At 49.0% G+C, this 20,949-nt stretch carries 21 protein-coding genes and 1 riboswitch; of the genes, 6 read left to right on the forward strand and 15 right to left on the reverse strand.

Annotation, left to right across the window (positions count from 1 at the left end):
* Positions 1–53: 53 nt before the first annotated feature.
* Positions 54–1,448: a sodium-dependent transporter gene (locus tag I2B62_RS00085; RefSeq protein ID WP_195266955.1), complete on the reverse strand. Its 1,395-nt coding sequence runs from the start codon at positions 1,446–1,448 to the stop codon at positions 54–56.
* Positions 1,449–1,682: 234 nt separating this feature from the next.
* Positions 1,683–2,327, reverse strand: coding sequence for a methyltransferase domain-containing protein (locus I2B62_RS00090; RefSeq protein WP_195266956.1), 645 nt, complete (start codon positions 2,325–2,327; stop codon positions 1,683–1,685).
* A 390-nt stretch (positions 2,328–2,717) separates the two neighbouring features.
* Here I2B62_RS00090 and I2B62_RS00095 point away from each other — a divergent pair, with 390 nt between their 5' ends.
* Both I2B62_RS00095 and I2B62_RS00100 read left to right on the forward strand, forming a co-directional pair.
* Positions 2,718–3,269, forward strand: coding sequence for a TetR family transcriptional regulator (locus tag I2B62_RS00095; protein WP_195266957.1), 552 nt, complete (start codon positions 2,718–2,720; stop codon positions 3,267–3,269).
* 173 nt (positions 3,270–3,442) lie between these two features.
* Positions 3,443–4,564: a zinc-binding dehydrogenase gene (locus I2B62_RS00100; RefSeq protein ID WP_243259379.1), complete on the forward strand. Its 1,122-nt coding sequence runs from the start codon at positions 3,443–3,445 to the stop codon at positions 4,562–4,564.
* Positions 4,565–4,624: 60 nt separating this feature from the next.
* Here I2B62_RS00100 and I2B62_RS00105 read toward each other — a convergent pair whose 3' ends face one another.
* On the reverse strand, positions 4,625–5,158 hold the full coding sequence (locus I2B62_RS00105; RefSeq protein ID WP_195266958.1) for a YgjP-like metallopeptidase domain-containing protein: 534 nt from the start codon (positions 5,156–5,158) through the stop codon (positions 4,625–4,627).
* A gap of 221 nt (positions 5,159–5,379) precedes the next feature.
* On the opposite strand from I2B62_RS00105, the gene thyX reads away from it, so the two are divergent.
* From thyX to I2B62_RS00125, 4 genes are all read left to right on the forward strand, one after another.
* Positions 5,380–6,150: an FAD-dependent thymidylate synthase gene (gene thyX, locus I2B62_RS00110; RefSeq protein ID WP_058693900.1), complete on the forward strand. Its 771-nt coding sequence runs from the start codon at positions 5,380–5,382 to the stop codon at positions 6,148–6,150.
* 41 nt (positions 6,151–6,191) lie between these two features.
* Complete coding sequence (locus I2B62_RS00115; RefSeq protein ID WP_195266959.1) at positions 6,192–7,040, forward strand: hypothetical protein; 849 nt, start codon at positions 6,192–6,194, stop codon at positions 7,038–7,040.
* 174 nt (positions 7,041–7,214) lie between these two features.
* Positions 7,215–9,584, forward strand: a complete 2,370-nt coding sequence (locus tag I2B62_RS00120; protein WP_195266960.1) for an EAL domain-containing protein — start codon at positions 7,215–7,217, stop codon at positions 9,582–9,584.
* Between the two features lie 375 nt (positions 9,585–9,959).
* The gene (locus tag I2B62_RS00125; protein ID WP_243259380.1) at positions 9,960–10,355 is read left to right on the forward strand and encodes a VOC family protein; all 396 of its coding nucleotides are present in this window, start codon (positions 9,960–9,962) and stop codon (positions 10,353–10,355) included.
* A gap of 74 nt (positions 10,356–10,429) precedes the next feature.
* Here I2B62_RS00125 and hydF read toward each other — a convergent pair whose 3' ends face one another.
* The 12 genes from hydF to folE all read right to left on the reverse strand — a co-directional run bounded on the left by hydF (position 10,430) and on the right by folE (position 20,721).
* Positions 10,430–11,623, reverse strand: coding sequence for a [FeFe] hydrogenase H-cluster maturation GTPase HydF (gene hydF / locus I2B62_RS00130; protein ID WP_195266961.1), 1,194 nt, complete (start codon positions 11,621–11,623; stop codon positions 10,430–10,432).
* 32 nt (positions 11,624–11,655) lie between these two features.
* Positions 11,656–13,074, reverse strand: a complete 1,419-nt coding sequence (hydG, locus tag I2B62_RS00135; RefSeq protein ID WP_195266962.1) for a [FeFe] hydrogenase H-cluster radical SAM maturase HydG — start codon at positions 13,072–13,074, stop codon at positions 11,656–11,658.
* 22 nt (positions 13,075–13,096) lie between these two features.
* Positions 13,097–14,137, reverse strand: a complete 1,041-nt coding sequence (hydE, locus tag I2B62_RS00140) for a [FeFe] hydrogenase H-cluster radical SAM maturase HydE (RefSeq protein WP_195266963.1) — start codon at positions 14,135–14,137, stop codon at positions 13,097–13,099.
* A 10-nt stretch (positions 14,138–14,147) separates the two neighbouring features.
* Positions 14,148–14,402, reverse strand: coding sequence for a TM1266 family iron-only hydrogenase system putative regulator (locus I2B62_RS00145; protein ID WP_195266964.1), 255 nt, complete (start codon positions 14,400–14,402; stop codon positions 14,148–14,150).
* Positions 14,403–14,817: 415 nt separating this feature from the next.
* A complete protein-coding gene (locus tag I2B62_RS00150) occupies positions 14,818–15,297 on the reverse strand; it encodes an S-ribosylhomocysteine lyase (RefSeq protein WP_195266965.1) in 480 nt (159 codons plus the stop codon).
* Complete coding sequence (locus I2B62_RS00155) at positions 15,294–15,836, reverse strand: Holliday junction resolvase RecU (protein ID WP_195266966.1); 543 nt, start codon at positions 15,834–15,836, stop codon at positions 15,294–15,296. Before I2B62_RS00155 ends, I2B62_RS00150 begins: the two co-directional genes overlap by 4 nt.
* Position 15,837: 1 nt before the next feature.
* Positions 15,838–16,806, reverse strand: coding sequence for an RluA family pseudouridine synthase (locus tag I2B62_RS00160; protein WP_195266967.1), 969 nt, complete (start codon positions 16,804–16,806; stop codon positions 15,838–15,840).
* A 91-nt stretch (positions 16,807–16,897) separates the two neighbouring features.
* A complete protein-coding gene (gene fba, locus I2B62_RS00165; protein ID WP_195266968.1) occupies positions 16,898–17,827 on the reverse strand; it encodes a class II fructose-1,6-bisphosphate aldolase in 930 nt (309 codons plus the stop codon).
* A 202-nt stretch (positions 17,828–18,029) separates the two neighbouring features.
* Positions 18,030–18,854, reverse strand: a complete 825-nt coding sequence (gene folK, locus I2B62_RS00170) for a 2-amino-4-hydroxy-6-hydroxymethyldihydropteridine diphosphokinase (protein ID WP_195266969.1) — start codon at positions 18,852–18,854, stop codon at positions 18,030–18,032.
* A gap of 2 nt (positions 18,855–18,856) precedes the next feature.
* On the reverse strand, positions 18,857–19,663 hold the full coding sequence (gene folP, locus I2B62_RS00175) for a dihydropteroate synthase (protein ID WP_195266970.1): 807 nt from the start codon (positions 19,661–19,663) through the stop codon (positions 18,857–18,859).
* 15 nt (positions 19,664–19,678) lie between these two features.
* Positions 19,679–20,164: an HD domain-containing protein gene (locus I2B62_RS00180; protein ID WP_195266971.1), complete on the reverse strand. Its 486-nt coding sequence runs from the start codon at positions 20,162–20,164 to the stop codon at positions 19,679–19,681.
* A complete protein-coding gene (folE, locus tag I2B62_RS00185) occupies positions 20,161–20,721 on the reverse strand; it encodes a GTP cyclohydrolase I FolE (RefSeq protein ID WP_195266972.1) in 561 nt (186 codons plus the stop codon). Before folE ends, I2B62_RS00180 begins: the two co-directional genes overlap by 4 nt.
* A gap of 109 nt (positions 20,722–20,830) precedes the next feature.
* A riboswitch (THF riboswitch) is annotated at positions 20,831–20,923 on the reverse strand.
* Positions 20,924–20,949 lie beyond the last annotated feature (26 nt).

Consider the following 20,949-nt stretch of genomic DNA (forward strand, 5'->3'; position numbering starts at 1 on the left):
TTTGATTTTAGCACGTTTTAACAGGTGTGTCAACGCAGTAAGCCTTCTTGTCTCTACAGCCCGATGCCAAATTTATTTAAGTAACCCATAATAAAAATAAACAGGATTACAAAGGGAAGTATCCATGTGACGTAAAAACGGATACTCTTTGGAAATTTCAGGCCGTTGCCGGTATTGGCTTCAGTGATAAAGGCGTCCCAGCCCCAGCCTTTTTTGGATACACAGAACAGCAGGTAAATCAGAGACCCGAGCGGCAGCAGATTATTGCTGACGATAAAGTCCTCAAGGTCTAAAATGCCAGTGCCCGGACCCAGCGGCTCGAAACCTGAAAGCACGTTAAAGCCCAGGATACAGGGCATGGATAACAGGATAATGGCCGCCAGATTGACCAAAACGGATTTTTTGCGGCTGAAGCCCCAGCGGTCAATGGCGAAAGAAATAATGTTTTCAAACACAGCGATGACCGTTGACAGCGCGGCAAAACTCATAAAGACAAAGAACAGCGCCCCCCAGACCTGACCCATGGGCATTTCATTAAAAATGTTGGGAAGTGTCACAAAAATAAGGGCAGGGCCTTCATTGGGCGCCACATTAAAAGCAAAACAGGCCGGGAAAATAATCAGCCCAGACATAATGGCTACCGCGGTATCAAGAAGTGTCACACGAAGGGCTTCGCCGCCCAGCGTATGGTCCTTTCCGATATAACTCCCAAATATTGCCAGCGCGCCGATTCCCAGCGACAGGGTAAAGAACGCCTGTCCCATGGCGGCAAAGATGGCTTCACCCAAAATCATATTGCCCTGGGCGTCATACATCAGGTTGTTAAAATCCGGCATCAGATAGAATTTCAGGCCCTCGGCCGCACCGTCCAGCGTCACCGCGCGTCCGACCAGAATGACCATGACCGCCAACAGGCAGATCATCATCACCTTTGTGATTTTTTCAACCCCGTTTTGCAGTCCGCGGGAGCACACCCCCATACAGATCAGCACCACGATTACCATAAAAACCGTCATCAGGACAGGCTGTCCCATCAGGTTTCCAAACTCGGCGGAAACCCCTTCGGCATTTAATCCGACAAAATCCCCCTTAGCCATTTTGAAGAAGTAAAGCAGCAGCCAGCCGGCAATGGTGGTGTAAAACATCATCAGCAGATAGTTCCCCGCGATGCCGAAAAAGCTGTAAAGATGCCATTTAGTCCCCTTAGGCTCTAACTCATCAAAGGAACGGGCAATACTTTTCTGGCTTGCACGGCCAACGGAAAATTCCATGACCATAATCGGCAGGCCCATGATGAATAAAAACAATAAATACAGTAAAACAAAAGCAGCGCCGCCGTATTTTCCCACAATATATGGAAAACGCCAGACATTTCCCAAACCGATGGCACAGCCTGCTGAAATCAGCAGAAATCCCAAACGGGATGAGAAGGTTTCTCTTTTTTGCACAATACAGTCCTCCTTTGCAAAAATTTCTTTTAAATAAGACCAACCTGCAGATTATATCAGAAAACGGCAGGAGGGTCAACGTATTGCACAGCAGCACGAGCGGCAGCCCTGAACATCAGCCAGATCATTTTACGCGGTGTGCTTCACGCGGTGTCCATGAAGGCGATGAATAAAAAAACCCCTTCGGACAGACCGAAGGGGAAATATATTAACTCAGTATTCATTAAAATCTGCTCAGGCAATGAGTGGAATTCCGGAAGCAACAGCTTTAGCCAGGTAAGCGTGTTTATTGAGACGGCGCCAGGTGATGCCGTTAAAGCCAGCTCCGCCAAGCATTTGCCAGATTTCTTTTTCAGAGTACATACGGATTTCCGTAACCTCGTTAATGGGTTTACAGAAGTTATTGAGGTAGCGCAGTGTGGCGCCGAGGTAGGTGTCGCAGATGACCAGGATGCCCTTTGGCTTCAGCACCCGGTGTACTTCCTTTAAGACATTGTCCGGATAGGGATAATGGTGGAAGGTTGAGGTACTGACCACAACGTCAAACTGGTTATCTTCATAAGGCAGGCACTGGGCGTTCCCAAATTTAAAAGAGACATTTTTGCCCTCCAGACGTTCCTTTGCACCGTTCAGGCGGTCCAGGGAATAGTCGAACCCGCAGGCCTCCATGTCCGGAAAGGTTTCAAAAAGCTGCTCAAGCATCTTACCGCCGCCGCAGTCAAGGTCGAGCAGGGTTTTGAAATCATGCCCCTCGAGGGATTCCACAACTTCCTGTCGGCAGTCGTGGGAATACTGTTTAAATTCACTGGTGTTAAACATTGCTGCCAGAACATCTCTGCTGATTACAGATTTTTTTTCTGATTTTTCTTTGGTACTCATAATAACACTTCCTTTCGGCTTCCTGTGCCTACAGTGTAGCACTTTTCAAATCAAAAATAAACCTTAAAATTCACTTTAAATCAAAAATACTGTATACATTGTTTGAATGAAATTAAAACGATGAAACTTGCAAAAACGGCGTTTTTATCGATGTTTTTTGCCCTTGAAATGGAATTTTTGCAACGGTATATTTTCGGCTGAAAATTATGAAAAATTGCATTTTGTTAAATTTTTCGTGTCAGCACAATAGTGTAAAGAAGCGCGACGCGACGGCCCGCCGCGGCCGACAGGGCAATTCGTAAAAATTTGTTAGTTCTCAAAAGAATATTATATGTATAAAATTAGAAACATGATGTATAATGAAATAAATAAAGCTGCGAGGTGCTGGGAATGAATGCGAATGAAAAAACCTGTCTGCGTTTTGCCGAATCCATCAAGGCGTTGGCGGCGGTAAAGCCCCTGGATAAAATAACGGTACGGGAGATAACGGACCACTGCGGCCTGACACGCCAGACCTTTTACCGCCATTTTATTGATAAATATGATCTTGTGAACTGGTATTTTGAAAAGCTGGCCAAAAACACCATCCGCCAGATGGGCGTCAGCTTGACGCTTATCGACGGATTAACCCAAAAGTACACTTTGATTTTAAAGGATATCATCTTTTTCAGAGCCGCCTTTCAATCCAGCAGCTGTAATTCCCTTTTTGAATACGATATGGACCTGATCTACAAAATGTATGAGGCTGTCATTATCCGAAAAACAGGCAAGCCTCTGGACCCGGATGTCCGTTTTTTGTTGGAAATGTACTGCCGGGGATCAATGGAAATGACAGTAGAATTTGTCTGCGGCAAGCTTGAGACCGATCCGGCAGGCATGGCGCGCCTTTTGGCAGAGGCCATGCCCGAACGTCTGAAAGGCCTGCTTTCAGAATTGAATTAAGCCAGAGATTTTCCAGATACAAGGCCGGGGTCCGGACTTTGACACTTTTACCGGAATGTCACATATGTGACATTCCGGTAAAAGTGTCACTTGCCTTCGCTTTAAAAGGATATATAATGAATTTAAGGACGATGTTAAACGTCATCATTATTCAAATCAAGGAGGGAAGAATTATGGCAACGACAAGAAACGCAATGTTAATGGGACCTAAAAAGGTGGAGATTAAGGAATTTACTCTGCCGGACAGCATAGGCGATGATGAAATTCTGGTTAAAGTTGAAGGCTGTGGTATCTGCGGAACGGACGTGCATGAATACAAGGGGGACCCCTTTGGCATTGCGCCGGTTACCCTCGGCCATGAAGGCACCGGCGAAGTCGTCATGCTTGGGAAAAATGTCAAGATTGATACAAAGGGCGACCCGATCAAGGTGGGGGATAAGGTGGTTACCTCGGTGCTATTGTGCGGCGACTGCGGCTACTGCCGACGTTTTCCCGAAGTGCCCAACCTTTGTGAAAACCTGGGCGTATACGGGCTGATCCCCGATGATGATGTGCATTTAGACGGATGGTTTGCAGAGCATATTCTGGTGCGCAAGGATTCCTCGATTTTTGTCGTCAATGAATTTAACGTTGATCAGAGAATGCTGATTGAACCGGCAGCTGTGGCTGTTCACGCGTTGCAGCGGGCGAAAAAGCTCAACCTGATTGATATGGCGTCAACGGTTTTGGTTCAGGGCTGCGGCCCCATTGGGCTGATGATGACCGCCGTGTTAAACGCAGCGGGCACGGTTAACATCATTGCGGTTGACGGCGTTGACAAACGGTTGGAGCTGGCAAAGAAAATGGGCGCGACCGAGGTCATTAACTTTAAGGAGCTGACCACCATCGAAGAACGTGTTAAAAAGGTAGAGGCGCTTACGGGCGGCTTTGGCGCGGATTTTGTATTCCAGTGCACCGGCTCCCCGGCAGCGGCGGCCGACGCCTTTAAATATGTGCGCCGCGGCGGCGGATTCTGTGAAATGGGCTTCTTTGTCGATAACGGCGACTGTACCATCAACCCGCATTTCGACCTGTGCAATAAGGAAATTAACCTTGTTGGGTCCTGGGTTTACGGCGCCAACGAATACATCACGACTCTGGGCTTTTTCAAGAAAGCCGCCGAAATGAATATCCCAGTCGAGCTGCTGGTAACCGATAAATTTGATCTGGATCATGCCACCGAGGCAATGGAAACCAACATTGCCATGACCGGCGTCAAGATCGCCATTATGCCCCAGGGGGTCGATTTTAAATAAGCTTTGGCAGCAATCAGAAAGGGAGGCGGCCGTTCATCTGAACGGCGCCTCCCTTTTTTCTTAAATCGGATAATAGGTGTTTAAAAAATCCTCACGCTGCTTCCAGTCCGGCATCAGATTGCCGAGGGCTGAGTTAAAGCCAAAATCGTGGCTGGGATATTTAAAATGAATCATCTCATGCAGGGCAATGTACTCAATGCAGGGGATAGGAACCTTAATGAGCTCAAGGTTCAGGATCAGGATCTTGCTTTTGGGTGAACAGGAGCCCCAGCGGTCCAGCATGCGGTAAATTCTGAGCTGCGGCATCTGAAGACAGTATTTTGCGGCCTTTACGATGGCTTCGGCCAGAATCGGAACAAACACCTCCCGGGCCTGCTCGCGGTACCACATATCCAGCGCCAGCTCCTTCTGCTTGCGGTTGCCCGGATCATTGACTTCCATGATCATATTTTCGCCCTGGATACGTACACTGGGCGATGCGTTTGTCTGCATAACCGAAAGGGTGTAGAAATGCCCTAAGTATTTATGTCGTTCGCCGGTTTCATAGCGGTATACTTTATCGTGCTCCGGCGTGATTTTTTGTCCTTTAAACATGGTGCTACCTCCAAATCTTTTTTTATTATACACGTTTTCACACCAATGGGGTTAATAAATAGTTGGCGGGAAAAGGGAATAATTTGTGGAACTGAAAATTTATCTTAACTGATGAAATTTATCTTCATATTTCATTTTGCGGGAGCGCACATAAATGGTATAATAATAGCATTGTCTGTTCAGGACAAAATCACTACGCTCATAACAAAGGAGAGAAAACAATGGAAACCAAACTCAGTGTTACGTTAATCGAGCATACCCCCGAACCGGAAAAGCTTGTGGCTGCTGCTGCTAAACTCTGTTATTCCCACGCTGGTGCTGCGGAAATAATGGAGGATCTGACACCGGAAAATGTAGATAAATTTTTAAACCGTCTGATGGATATGGGGCATGCCTCTCCCATCGAACATGCCAGTTTTACCTTTGCCATCGAAGGGGTGAGCCGTGCCCTGACTCACCAGCTGGTCCGCCACCGGATGGCAAGCTTTAGCCAGAAATCCCAGCGCTACGTCACCGAGGGACAGTTTAATTATATTGTACCCTACGAGATTGCGAATATTCCGGAGGCGAAGGAAGAGTATATCCGCGCCATGGAAAATGCCCAGCATTCTTATGATGTAATCGCTGAAAAGCTCATCGAAAAACATAAGCAGGAGCTGATGGCTGAAGGAAAATCCGAAAAGCAGGCGGCAAATATGGCTGAAAAGCAAGGGATCGAGGATGCCCGCTTTGTGCTGCCAAACGCCTGTGAAACAAAGATTGTGGTCACTATGAATGTCCGTGAGCTGCTGCATTTCTTTAACCAGCGCTGCTGCATGCGTGCCCAGTGGGAAATCCGCGCCTGTGCCATCGCCATGCTGGTGGAATGCCGCAAGGTTGCACCGATCTTATTTAAAAATGCCGGACCGCGCTGCGTGGAAGGCCCTTGCCCTGAAGGCGCAATGAGCTGCGGCAAGATCAATGAAGTTCGGGAAACCTTTAAAGCTTTATAAAGGACAGGTGTGCATAAAAATTAAAAAAGGTTGGAGTAAGTATGAATGACATTCAAAATCCATTAAAGCTGAACATTATTTTATCGCTGGTCGCGTCGGTTTTGGGCGTCCTGGTGGTCTTTGTACCTGGTATGGTGGCGGATATCGGCCCATACCAGTTCTATTGCAATTATTTTGGAATTATCCTGATCGCCGGCGGCATCCTCTATGCCCTGTATTATTTCAAACGCTATAAAGCATTTGAGAATTTCATGAAGAGCGACGAAGAAAAAATCCGTTGGGATTACGATGATGCTCTGTATGAAAGCTTTATTGGCGAGCTCAACGAAATCCAGAAAAAGGCCAGCAAAAAGAAATTTTTTATTTTACTGGCAATTGTGATTGTTTTATCCGTCATCCTGTTCTTTTTGCTGAGCCCAGAGAGCAAGATGCTGGCGGTTGCTTTCGGCCTGTTCTTTACAGTCACTGCGGTCATCTTTGTGCTGATTGCGCCGAATTCTTTCCGTCTGAGAGCCAATAACAAGCCGTATTGCTCTGTTATCGGTGTGGATCAGGCTTATATGATGGGCCGTTACCATTCCTGGAACCGTGCCAGAGTCAAGGTGAAAGAGCATGACAACGGACACCACGTGTACCGGGTGCTGGCCATCAACTATGAGGCCATGACGGTAAACGGCAAGCTTTTCAGAGAGTGGAATGCGCTGTTGCCAAACGAAAGCTCTGAAACCATTCAGATTGCCAAGGGAATGGCCAATAAAATTAACCGCCGTACCAAGGACTTTGAAGACAAGGGTAAAAAGAAAGATCTTTTAGAACGTCTTTTTGATAAAATGCTTGGCCGGTCAGATGACACCAAGGATGATAAAAAGGGCAGGAAGAAAGAGTCCTGAGAAAACATAAAACATTCCGGTCACATGCCGGAATGTTTTTTTATGCCCGTAAAGCTTAGCTTGTGCAGCTTTTGTTGAACAAAAATATTTCATACCGTTTTCTGTGGTAGACATAAGTATATCCGTATGGTATAATAAACCATACCCCCAAAGTAGAAGGTTTAAGGATATACTATGAAGCGTCAAATCTTACAGAAGCATTCTCCAAAAGAGCAGAACAGCAACCGCTTTTATTTCACACTTCTGCGCATCCTGATTTTGGTATTTGTGGCGATGTTGATTGGATCCGTGGTTTTAACGTACTTTTTTAACTTGGATACTTATCAAGATAACCTCAGACGCCAGACAGAAACGTCGGAAGCGATGCTCGCGGATACCATTGACCACCTGGGTGATGAAACCCTTTATCTCAGTAATAGCAAAAGCATTGCTACATTATTGGAGAGCGGAACCGGTATCGCTGCCAGCGAAGCTCAGGAAAAAGAAGCCATCCATGTGGTCGAAGAGGCGGTTAAGCTTATGCCAAACTATGTCGGCATACGTGTTTTAGGAAAGGACAACCAGGCTTATCTTAAAAATACTGAGCTGCAGTTTGTGGATGAGCTGGATATGGGCACGACAGAAAATAACCCCGATTCTTTTCAGAATGAACCCTACCGGGTGTGCTTCACCACTTACAAAAATGAAGCGGTGGTGGAAGTATGCGCACCGGTCTGGTCGGAGGGCGGCACCTATCTTGGCTGTGTCAGCCTGTATTACGACAACGATTTTATCAACCTGCCTGACGATGAAAATGAGTGGGGCGCTGTTCTGTTTGACAGCGACAGCTGGATGCCGGTCGCCACGAAAGGGGACCTCAGTCTCAGCAAAGCCAATGAAAAAATCAATAGCTGCTCCGGCCTGCTGGAGGGAATGATTGAAACGGAGAACAAGCAGGAATCTTTTACCTATTTTAACCCTGACGGGCAAAGAATGCTGGGCTTCGTGGTCAGAGATACGCGATACCCCATGGCTCTTATGACCTCGGTGAACAGCAGCACAATCTTCCGGACAGTACTGGAATACTCGGCTTATCAGATTGTTTTGACCATCATCCTGCTGCTTGTTTTTGGGTTCGCGCTTTATCTCTTTTACAGCCGGATGAAACGTCCGCTGCGGGAAATGCGGGAACGGTGCCAGCGGATGTCTGACGGCGAGGAGGAACTCGACTTTGGACAGTACAATGATCATGACCTGAACGCCCTTTCCGACAGCCTGTCAAGCTATTGTAAAAAGCTTGAAAAGGCCGCCTTTGAGGATTTTCATCTGAGTGTGGCCAATTTTTCAAAAGGCTATCAGGATATTCAGCGGCTGATCCGTAAAAAGGAACCCTTTACCATTTATATGCTCGATGTGGCAGATTTTGGAAAATATAATCGTATTTTTTCAGTTGAGACGGGCAATGCGATTCTTTTAAGCATCAGCCAGGGGCTTGAAAAGATTTTTGGCGACCGGAGTTATCACGTTTACGGCGACCGCTTTATGGGCATTAACGCCATGCAGGATGGTGACGACGGAATACAGCTTGAGCTTCAAAAGCTAATGGATTCGGAGATAACCGTTGGAGCGGCAAGCTTTCAGCTTAAATATAAGATCGGCATCTGCCGTTACCCCGAGCATGGCGGCAATGCCAAGGACCTGGTGATCAACCTCTGGCATGCGCTCAGCTTTTCCAAAAAATACAGTGAGGAAAGCGCTGTCGTTTATAATCAGGCTGTGTTTAACGACATGGAGCGTGAGAAGAAAATTCTTGAGCTGCTGAACAGGCAGATTGAACTTCAGGATTTCGACGTTTGGTACCAGCCGGTTTATAATTACCGGAAACAGTGCTACACAATGGCCGAAGCCCTGATGCGGCTTCAGGATGAAAACGGGCAGTACATCCCGCCCTATGAGGCGATCCGGATTGCTGAAAAGCACAATCTGGTCACAGAAGTCGGCGAGCTGGTGCTGTCAAAGGCCTGCCAGACCATGAAGTTTCTGTCTGACCAGGGAACAAGCATTGAGAGCATTACAGTGAACCTGTCGGTTCAGCAGCTGGTAGATCAGAATTATGGGAAAAAGACGTTAAACATTATTCGAGAATCCGGTATTACACCGGACCAGATTTGTGTTGAGATTACCGAAGCCCTGCTGCTGCAGTCCTTCCCGGCGGCCATCGATGTGCTAAACCAGATGCACGCGGCCGGCATTTGTATTATCATGGACAATTTTGGCTCGGGTGAGGGCAGCATTTCCTATTTTTCGCAGGTCCCCTTTGCCTTTGTTAAGCTGGACCACCGTTTGGTGCAGCAGGTGCAGCAGAATCAGGAGCAGTTTGAGTTTGTCAGGAAAATGATTGAAATGATCAAGATCAGAGAGGTCAGGGTTGTTGCCGAAAGGGTCGAAACCGAAAAAGACCTGAATTGGATGATTCGCTGCGGCGCAGATTATGTCCAGGGCTATTACTACTCCAAGCCTCTTGAAGAAGAGGAATTCTGGGAGCTGCTTAAAAAGAAGGATTAAACCGGTAAAAAAGAACGCTTGTCACCGCACGCGGCATAGTCCATTAGGACTATGCCGTTTTGTCGTTTGTTTCGTTGGTGTCCGGCCATTCAATCCCGATTCCGTTATGTTGGATTTTCAGCCGGTGAAAAGACTTTCAGGCAATTTTGCCGGGGTGTGGAAAATGGTTTTTCTATCAGCGTCATGCGGGGAGAGAGGAAACAACAGAATCGACAGAATAGTCACTTTATGGTAGAATAGGAGCAACACAGTTGCCGGCTTCGCACCACAATGGCCCGGAGTGAGGTGCAGGCCTATGGTGAGCGCTACGCTGTATTGGTAAAAGCTGTCTTGGTCGGCTAAAGGGAACAAAAGAAGATTATTAAGATTTTAGGTTTGGATGAAAAATACTTATTGGATGGTGAGAAGATGATCACAGGATACTACTGCACAAATATTTTTTCTGAACAGGCGGAAGAAATGATTGCGTTCTACGAAAAAATGCTGGAAATCCCCGTTATTAAAACCGATGATGACCACTCAAACGGGGTTTATTTTGGCTTTATGGAAAACGCGCCCACGCTTTGTATATGGGACTGCCAAAAATGCGGCGTACAGCCGACCGGACACCAGTCCTTTGTATTCCGAACTAACGCCCTTGATTTAACAATGGAATGCTTAAAGGAAAAAGGCGTTCCGTTGTCAGAAGCCATTCGGTATGATTGGGGAACTTACGAAGTTCGCTTAAGCGATATTGAGGGAAATGAGATCGTGATTGCTGAGTTTGTGTGACAGAGGGTTTCGGCTATCACGGATCAACGCAAAGGAGGGACTGTCCGCGGAATGCCGGCAGTCCCTCCTTTATTTTATTTCAGGTCAATTTTATCTAAAATACCGGACAAATGGGCGATGGCCACGCCGTAGTTACACATGGGTACGCCCTGGCTGCGGGCGCTCTCGACCCGGGAAAGCACATGCTTGCGGTTAAACATACAGCCGCCGCAGTGAATGACCAGGTCATAGGGGGTCAGGTCTGCCGGAAAATCATTTCCGGCTGCGACGTCCACACTCAGTCCCTTGCCGACACGCTTTCTGAGCATATTCGGGATTTTTTCACGGCCGATATCCTCTTCCAGGGGCGCGTGGGTACAGGCCTCCGCAATGAGAATCCGGGAGTTTTCCGTCAGGCGGTCAAGGGCCCTGGCCCCGGCAACAAAATAATCCAGATCCCCCTTATAAGCCGCAAACAGCACAGAAAAGGACGTGAGCTTGCTTTCAGGGGGCTTTTTGTCATAAACGGCTTTAAAAACCTGAGAATCTGTGATAATGAGCCTGGGCGGGTCTGCCAGACAGGCCATGGCTTCATTGAGCCGGTCAGCGGTAACGCAGTGGACAATACACTTTTTATCCAAAAGCTCACGGATCGTCTGTACCTGCGGCAGAATGAGCCGTCCCTTGGGGGCCTGGGTGTCCTGCGGCATGACCAGCATGACCAGATCGCCGTCTGCGCACAGGCGGCCGGTAATGCTCTCAGCCTCATAGTCCCTGGGCAGGGAACGGATCAGGGCTTCCCGTATACGGTCCATACCGTCACTTGTTTTCGCGCTGACAACCAGAGGCGGTACGCCCAGCCGGCTCTCGATTTCCTGGGCCAGCGGCTCAATGTCTGTTAGGATATCCGATTTGTTGATAACGGGAATAACCGGCGTGCTGCGCTTTTTAAAGGCTTCGATCCAGTCATATTCTTCCTCGCTACGGGTATCGCCCCAGACCACAAGGGCAATATCCGTTTTGTCCATGGCCTTGCGGGTCTGTCCAACGCGCATTTCACCAAGCTCACCGACGTCGTCGAACCCGGCAGTGTCGATAAACATACAGGGCCCGATGCCGTGGATTTCCATATATTTGTAAACAGGATCAGCGGTGGTGCCGGCCACATCCGATACCAGTGCGATTTTTTGACCGGTCAGGGCGTTGATTAATGAAGATTTACCGCTGTTGCGTTTCCCGTAGATACCGATATGCAGCCGGTTGGCGCGGGGGGTGGATGTTAAACTCATAAGTACTCCTTTTTCAGTGTCTGGCAAAAGGCTCAGAAACGGAAGTCCCGTTTGCCCTCAGAAATGGCTTTGAGATTTTCCAGAGCGATGGTCCGTACCTTTTCCTTTGGAATCTCCCTTAATTCCTCATTAATGACAAATTCGCCCTTGGCCCGCGTATCTGGGCTGGCGTAATCCTCAAGGTATTCCTTCAGGGTCATCAACGCGTTGGGCTGGCAGCAGTTGGCAATCTGGCCGGATTTCACCAGGCTCATAAACCGGTCTCCGGTGCGCCCTTCACGGTAGCAGGCTGTGCAGAAGCTTGGAATATAGCCTAGCCGCAGCAGCCAGTTTACCACTTCATCAAGGGTACGGGTATCGCTGACGTCAAACTGGGCGGAATTGTCCTCTTCCTTTTCAGGCTCGACATAGCCGCCGACTGAAGTGCTGGAGCCGCCGCTGATCTGGGAGATGCCCAGATCCAGAACCTTTTCACGGGTTTTCTGGGATTCGCGGGTCGAAATAATCATGCCGGTGTAGGGCATGGCAATGCGCAGCACCGCGACGATTTTCTGGAAGATTTCGTCAGAAATGGCGTCGGAGAAGGAATCCGGATCAATATCGTCTGCCGAACGGATACGTGGCACAGAGATCGTGTGCGGCCCAACGCCCTTTGCGGCTTCCAGATGCTCGGCGTGCATTAAGAGGCCTACAAAGTCATACCGGTACATATTGAGCCCAAATAAAACGCCGATCCCCACATCGTCAATGCCGCCGTCCATGGCACGGTCCATGGCTTCGGTGTGGTAGGCGTAGTCATGCTTTGGCCCCGTGGGATGAAGCTTTTCGTAGTTTTCCTTATGGTAGGTTTCCTGGAATAAAATATAAGTTCCGATGCCGGCGTCCTTGAGCTTTTTATAGTTTTCCACGGTGGTCGCGGCAATATTGACATTCACACGGCGGATCGCGCCGTTTTTATGCTTGATACCGTAAATGGTCTCGATGCTTTCCAGCACATATTCGATGGGATTGTTAGCCGGGTCTTCGCCGGTTTCCAGCGCCAAACGTTTGTGGCCCATGTCCTGAAGGGCAATGACTTCATTGCGTATTTCTTCCTGGGTCAGCTTTTTTCGGCGGATATGCTTGTTCTGACGGTGATAAGGGCAGTAGACACAGCCGTTCACGCAGTAGTTTGAAAGGTAAAGGGGGGCGAACATGACGATGCGGTTGCCGTAGAATTGCTGCTTGATTTCCTTGGCGAGGGAATACATTTTCTCATTTTCGTCCGCGAGGTCACATTCCAGTAAGACAGCGGCTTCACGGTGGGTCAGCCCCTTACAGTCCCTTGCGCGTTCGATGAGGCTGTCGATGAGCTCCCGGTTATTTTTGTTGGCTTTTGCATAGGCAAGGGTTTCTAAAATTTCTTCATGGTTAATGAATTCGGTTGCGGTTAATGATTCCTTATTATACATTTTGATACTTCCTTAACTAAAGTTATTTTTTTACCGCGTCGCCGCGGTCTGTGGCTAACTCAAAGCCGATCCGCCGCATACGCCGCTCAAGACAGGAGCGGCACTCGGCGGCCTCGTCTCCGGTACAGATTTTATGGTCATACAGGGCATATTTTTTTCTTACCGAAAGGGGTGAAAGGTTGGGCATTACCACGTTGGCGCCTGCCAGCACACCCTTTTCACGGCCGTTTGGATCAATGGTGCCAAGGGCTGTGGTCGCCGGTATCAGGGCATTGGGCAGCATGAGCCGGATCAGCCCGATTAAAAACAGGGTCTGCTCAAGCGTGCCCGGCTTTTCTGTACCAAAAGGGGTATCCTTTTGGGGAATAAAGGGCCCGATCCCCACCATGGCCGGCTCCAGTGACTTTATGAATAAAAGATCCTCGGCCAGATGTCCGGCGGTCTGTCCGGGTGAGCCGACCATCATGCCCGTGCCGACCTGATACCCGATCGCCTTAAGGCTGCGCAGGCAGCTCTGGCGCGTTTCGGGAGAAAGTGCCTCTGGGTGCAGCGTGCGGTAATGGGAAAAGTCGGCGGTTTCATGTCGTAAGAGGTAACGGTTCGCGCCGGCGTCGTAGAGCTGGCGATAGGATTCCGGGCTGCGTTCGCCCAAGGACAGGGTAATGGCGCAGTCGGGATAAGCCTGGCGGATACGCGCGACAATGCGGGTCATCCGGTCATCGTTAAACCAGGGGTCCTCGCCGCCCTGGAGGACAAAGGTCCTGAAGCCCAGCTTGTAGCCTGCGGCACAGCAGTCCATGATGTCGGCTCCGGAAAGCCGGTAGCGTTTCGCACAGGCGTTGCTTCTGCGGATCCCGCAGTAATAGCAATCGTTTTTACAGTAATTTGTGAATTCAATGAGCCCGCGGGTATAAATCCGGTTGCCGTAATACTTTTGGGCCTGGCGGCGGGCTTTCTCAAAGAGAAAGGCGGAAAGCTCCGGCGTCTGTCCGGCAATCAGATCAATCCATTCTGTTTTTTCAAGCGACGCGTTTTTTTCCAGCTTGCAGATTAAATTTTTCATCCTTTACGATTTACTGCGATGGCAATTTAGAATAAACCGTCTTGGCGTTGACATTGGGCAGCATGCCCAGCTTGCCGGATAATGCACTGATTACATCCGTGGGCGCGTCGACAATCACGCTGATAACGGATACGCCGCGCTGCTTATAGGGAATGCCCATTCTGCCGATAATGAACTCCGAGTAATCATGTAAAATGGCGTTAAGGCTTTCTACCGATTCGGGGTTTTCAACAATGATTCCGATTAATGCGATTCGTGTTTCCATAGCATCTTCCTTTCCTGGTGATGTAAAAGTATCAAAATGCAAAAAGCTCCCTGTGCCGAAAAAAGGCTCAGGGAGCGACCATAACAAAATAAGGCCTGCCTGGTTTCAATAAAAATGATCACATTGGCAACCCGTGGTTATCTGCCCGCCTTCGCGGTTTGGGAAATCCCTTACCTTCAGCACGATACTTTTGTAAAACCGGCGGCATTGCTTAGGATTGGCGCGAAGCCTCTCGGACAGCCTGACCGCTGGTATGAATTTACTATAGCACAGTTTTTAACCGGTTGCAATATTTTTTAATTTAAGCGCAAAATTTTACTGTTGTCAAAGCGTTTCAGGGTTCTTTTACCAGGCGTTCATTAAAAAACGGGCGGCTGGTTTACATCAGCGGCCCGCAGAAAGCATCTTGTAAAGTTTATTCGGGGTAAATAAGATTGGCGTCGGTCAGGTTCATTAAGACCTCATCCAGAAACTTTCTGGACTCGTATTTTGCCATTCCCAGGTTCATGTCCAGGTAATTGCCGCAGTCTCTCGGTGCAGCGCCGGGCACATCGCCCTCAAAATCAGCCATAAACTTAAACAGGTCTGTTACCAGCGGTGCGACGTCCTTTGAGCTAAGATCGCCCTTCATCAGCAGGTAATAGCCGGTGCGGCAGCCCATGGGTCCAAAATAGACAATCTTTTCGCTGAGCTCAGGGTCATTGCGCAGATAGGTGGCGCCAAGGTGTTCAATGGTGTGAAGCTCAGCGGTATTGATGACCGGTTCGCGGTTGGGCTCCTTCATGCGGATATCAAAGGTGGTGATACAGTCGTCGCCGCAGTAGTCTTTTCGGGAAACGTAAATCCCGCGCAATAAATCAATATGGTTAACGGTAAAGCTTGCGATTTTTTTCATAATGTTTCTCCTTTATTATTTAAGTAGACGTTAAGCGTCTCAAGGTAGTGTACCAAAATATTGCCGCAGGGATGAATCTGATATTTTTTATCAAAGGCGGCGTAGGGAATGGACTTGCGCCCGTCTTTTTTGGCCGCGTCCCAGTAGGCCTTTAGGGTCTCGTAGGGCAATAAGTAGTGTTCATCAAATAGTTTAAACCAAACGATGAGAAAAGACAAGCCCTCCTGCCGGTTAAAAGCGTCCATGAACTCGATCTGGTGCTCGTGAATATTGGCGATGGGCAGCCGCTTCTGGTTGGTTTCCTTGGCGTCAAAGCAGATGGGAATACCCTGGACATTGCCCATGTAGTCGACCGTGCTTTTTTCCTCAAAATAAGCCAGCTTGATGGTGCCCTTGCCCGGGTCCAGCTCGATGGGCTTGATGGCGGTTGGAAGCTTCTGGACAACGGCCAGCCCCTGCTCAAGGTAGATTTTGTTGGTCTGGTTAATACATTCTTCAAGATAACTGCCGCGCAGGCCGCGGCTGTGCCAGTACCCCATGCTACAGTGCCTCCCTGTCCAGTTTGAGATCCCTTAAAAGCTGCTTAAACAACGCCGGATAAGGTGCTGTGAAGTCATAATCAAGGGTTTTTATGGCATAGTGGCGGCTGTGGAGCAGATGGTGTTTCAGCTTGTATTTTTGAATGAACTGACGGTTCACAGCGGCGTCGCCATACTTGTGGTCGCCAATGACTGGAAAGCCGAAGTTGGCGAGCTGAGAACGGATCTGATGAGAGCGGCCGGTGTGCAGGGTGACCTCCAGAAGCGTGAATTTACCGTTGTCCGCGAGGGGACGGTAGTCCATCCGGACCTCTTTGGCGCCCTTTTCCGCCTGGTTGACAATGGTGGATTTGTTTTCACCGGTATCCTTTGCCAAAAAGCCGGTAAGGGTGCCGGGAGTGTCCAGCACGCCGGATACAATGGTATGGTATTCCTTTAAGGCCTGGCGCTCCCGGATGGCGGCGTTAACAGCCTGCAGGGTCGGGTAATCCTTTGGCATAAGGATAATGCCGCTGGTATTGCGGTCAAGCCGGTTGGAAATGACGACTTCAAAAGCTTCTGTGTTGTCAGCTGCGTTTTTTTTCTGGTAGGTCCGGGCCGCGTCGATCAGTGAAATATCGCCGGAGGCATCGGCCTGGCTTAAAAGGCCCGCGGGCTTGTTGATGACTAACAGATGGTCGTCTTCATAGACTGGCGGCTCAAATATTTTTTTGATTTCCGGTGTCAGATCAAAATGACGCTGGGATTTTTTTTCCTGAAAGCCTTCAATGGTTTCGTCGGAAAAATAAACCTGAACCGTATCGCCGCTGTGGACTGTATCCTTAGGCTCGGCTCGGCCGCCGTTGAGCTTGATTCTTTTTTTGCGCAGCATCTTTTGCAGAAAGTTTCTGTCCGCCTGGGGCATCAGCTTGGACAGGTACCGGTCAAGACGCTGGTTTCCTGAGTTTTCATCAATGGTATATTGTTTCATAAAACTTCCTTGCTTTTTATGGATTGTAGAATGATTATACCATAAAAAAATCCGGAATGCCGGGCATTCCGGATTGGATATTTATTTTTGTTTAAAGCTTGCCTGCGCAGCCCAAAACGTCCTTGAGCTTGTGGGCAACCATGGCTTTAATGGCGGTACGGCCTGGTCCAAGGTACTCTCTCGGGTCAAAGACCTGCGGCTGTTCCACAAAAACCTTACGGATAGAGGCGGTCATGGCCAGTCTTAAATCGGTGTCAATATTGATCTTGCACACGCCCCATTTGGCGGCTTCACGCAGCATATCCTCCGGCACGCCCTGTGCGCCGGGAATGGCGCCGCCATACTGGTTGCACAGGTCGACAAATTCTTTGGGAACACTGGAAGAGCCATGGAGCACCAGCGGGTAGCCGGGCAGAAGTCCGGATATTTTTTCCAGTCTTGGGAAATCCAGTTTCGGAGTGCCTTTAAATTTAAAAGCGCCGTGGCTGGTACCAATGGTGATGGCTAAAGAGTCGCAGCCGGTTCTTTCGACAAACTCGACGGCTTCGTCCGGATCGGTGAAGGAGGCTTCATGGTCACCTACGTTCACAGCGTCTTCAATCCCCGCCAGCTTTCCGAGTTCGGCTTCCACCACGACACCGTGGTCGTGGGCGTAATCGGCAACCTTTTTTGTCAGCGCGATATTTTCTTCAAAGGGGTATTTTGAGCCGTCAATCATAACCGAGGTAAAGCCGCCGTCAACGCAGGATTTACAGATTTCAAAATCCGCGCCATGGTCCAGATGCAGACAGATATCAAGGTCCGTGGTCTCAACCGCTGCTTCAACCAGCTTTTTAAGATAAACCGGATTGGCATATTTTCTGGCGCCGGCGGACACCTGTAAAATCAGGGGCGCCTGTTCTTCCTGTGCGGCTTCAACGATGCCCTGGATAATCTCCATATCGTTTACATTAAAAGCGCCGACAGCGTACCTGCCTTCATATGCTTTCTTAAACATTTCAGTAGATGTTACTAATCCCATTTCAAACCTCCTGAGTCGTAGCTCGTTTAAATTTGTTTGATTTATTTCACTTACTAGTATACTCTTATTGGGTCATTTTAACAATACCAAACTTTTAAATTAATGAAATTTTAATAAAAATCCCGGTAAAATCAGGGAAAAAGACCTGATTTTACCGGGAACGTTTTTGTCCGTGGTGGGATTGAAAAAGCGCATAAGATTCTTATGACTCAGTCTTTTTTAATTGCTCCATAAGCTCGGTCATGCTTTTGCCCAGCACAGGGTGGATGTACCAGGGGGCGATTTCCGCCATGGGCTCCAGTACAAAAAGCCGGTCCTGTATTCTGGGATGGGGAAGTGTGACGTGCGGGTGGTCGTATACCAGCCTGTCATAAAACAGAAGATCCAGATCAAGGGTACGCGGCCCCCAGTGAATGATGCGTTCACGCTTCAGCTGCTTTTCGGTTTCCAGCAGCAGGGTCATCAGATCCGCGGGGGACAGTGTGGTTTCTATCTCCATCGCGCCGTTTAAAAAGGCGTCCTGATCGGCATAACCCCAGGGCTCGGTTTCGATAATGCTGGATTTCTGAATGAGGCGGATATCCTTCCGGTCTGTTAACAGGTTGATGGCGGTTTGGATGTTTTTTTCACGGTCACCGAGATTTGACCCAAAGGCCACGAAAGCGCGGTGCCAGCTTCGGTTGATTTCGATGGCGGCATAATCGAGGGATTTGTGGATCGGCGCCCAGGGTTTTTTTACTAAAACGGTCACGCCCTTTACCTGGTCATAATGGCTCAAAATATAGTCCGCCAGCTTTTCTCCGGCGGTTTCGATCAGGTCATGGTTTTCCCGTTGAAACTCTGCTTCGATTTCAGCACAGAGCTCACCATAATTCACAGATTTGGTCAGATCGCCGGTAACTGCGGCGGCGTGCATATCCAGCTCAAGGGTTGCAGAGATGACAAACTTCTGTCCCAGCCTTTTTTCTTCTTCAAATACGCCGTGGTTGGCAAAGACCTCGAGGTCTTTAATGTAAAGTTTATCCATGGTCAGCCTCTCATGATGGCGGCGGTCATCAGCGCGGCGCGTTTGTTTTCGAGGACATCGTGCACCCGGATGATGGAACAGCCCTTCATCACCCCGACGACAGTGGTGGCCATGGTTCCCTCCAGGCGTTCATCTACCGGCAGGTCCAGTGTATTGCCGATAAAGCTTTTCCGGGAGGTGCCAAGCAGTACCGGGCAGCCGAGTTTTTGAAGTTCCTCCAGATGGTGCATGACGGTCAGGTTGTTCGCCCCTGTTTTGGCAAAGCCAATACCAGGGTCCAGGATAATGGCATCCTTTGAAACGCCAGCCGCCAGAGCGATGTCGATGGACGCCTGAAGATCGGTGAGCATATCGGCCATCAGATCAGTATAGTCCATATTGGTGCGGTTGTGCATAAGACAGCAGGGAACCTGGTGTTTTGCCGTAACCTCGGCCAGGCGCGGCTCCCGTTTAAAGCCCCACACATCATTGATGAGGCTGGCCCCGGCTTCGATGGCGGCTTCACCAACGTTTGCCTTGTAGGTGTCGATGGAAATGGGGACGTCAAAGCGTTTTCGGATGGCTTCGATCATGGGAATAACGCGTTTCAGCTCATCTTCTTCGCCGAGAGGTGTGTGGGATGGTCTTGTGGACTCTCCGCCGATGTCGATGATGTCAGCGCCGGCTTTCAGCATTTCCTCGGTGTGGCGCAGGGCCTGGTCCCGGGAATCAAAACGTCCGCCGTCCGAAAAAGAATCCGGCGTGACATTCAAAATCCCCATCATATAGACCTGGTTTTTTAAATCAAAATCTTTATTGCCAATTTTCATTTTGTCTCCTTGGGGTTAATAGGTGATTTCTAAATTTTTCTTTTCATCGCTCCAGTTGCATTCATCCCGGGCGCCGCAGCCGTAGCAGGCCCGGGATTTTTTATCGGCACGGTAAAAAACAGCGTTAAAGCCCTGGGTGCCAGAAGTGCGGTGAGACAGGATCGCGTCCAGGATAACCGACTGATCTTCCGGTGAAAAATCCAGCTGCCTGAGAAAACCGGCGGCCAGATCGTGGGAAGCCCTCTCATGGGGCGTTCCGTCCTCGTACTGGACAAAACGTCCAATGTCGTGCAGCAGGGCGGTGGTGTAAATAAGATCCCGGTCCAGCTTAAGCCCCTCATCATGGGCAATGATGGCGGCAATTCTGGCAACGTCCAGAAAATGGGCCAGGTTGTGGCGGCAGAGCCGGCGGTTCTTTTCATGGGCTTCAATACGGCGCAGATAATCCTGGTATTGCGGAAGATTCAGCAGACGGTTGGTCTGGGTAAGTTCAGAGCTCATGCCCGTATGCCCAAAAGATTATAGACATCATTTTTCAGGCTGGCGTCTGTTTTTAAGATACCGTCACTCATGGCGGTTACGGTTTTAGTGCCGGGGCGCTTAACCCCGCGCATGTTCATGCACAGGTGCTCAGCCTCGATGATGACCATTACGCCCTGGGCATCCAGGTATTCCATGATGGCATTGCCGATTTCCGAGGTCAGTTTTTCCTGGAGCTGGGGCTTTTTAGCGTAAACATCTACAGTCCGTACCAGCTTTGAGAGACCGGCAACCTTACCGTTTGGCACGTAAGCGATGTGGGCCTTGCCATAAAAAGGCAGGAAATGATGTTCGCACATGGAATAAAAAGGGATGTCCCGTTCAATGACAAGATCATTGGACTCGATGGTAAAAGATTTTGACAGGTGTTCTTCGGCGGTTTGTCCAATACCCGCAAAGATTTCTTCATACATTCTTGCAATGCGGTCCGGTGTTTCCGCAAGGCCCTCACGCTGGGGATCTTCGCCGATAGCTTCGATCAGCATGGTAACAGCTTCCATAATTTTTTCTTTGTTCATTTGTGTTCCTCCAATATTGAACGCTTGTAAGATTATTAAAAATAAACACAAAAAGCACTGCCCGGTAAAAAGAGCAGTGCTTCCGCAACCTACAATCCCCATCGTAGGGCACAGTGGAAGCGATAAGACACCGCAATGACCTATTTTCGTTTAAAGGCAACTTCCCATCCTTTAACACTTCACGCGTCTTATCTACTCTGTTTATCATTAATTGTGTCTATCTTATCA

Origin of the sequence: Eubacterium sp. 1001713B170207_170306_E7, assembly GCF_015547515.1 — a bacterium.
Lineage (GTDB): Bacteria > Bacillota > Clostridia > Eubacteriales > Eubacteriaceae > Eubacterium.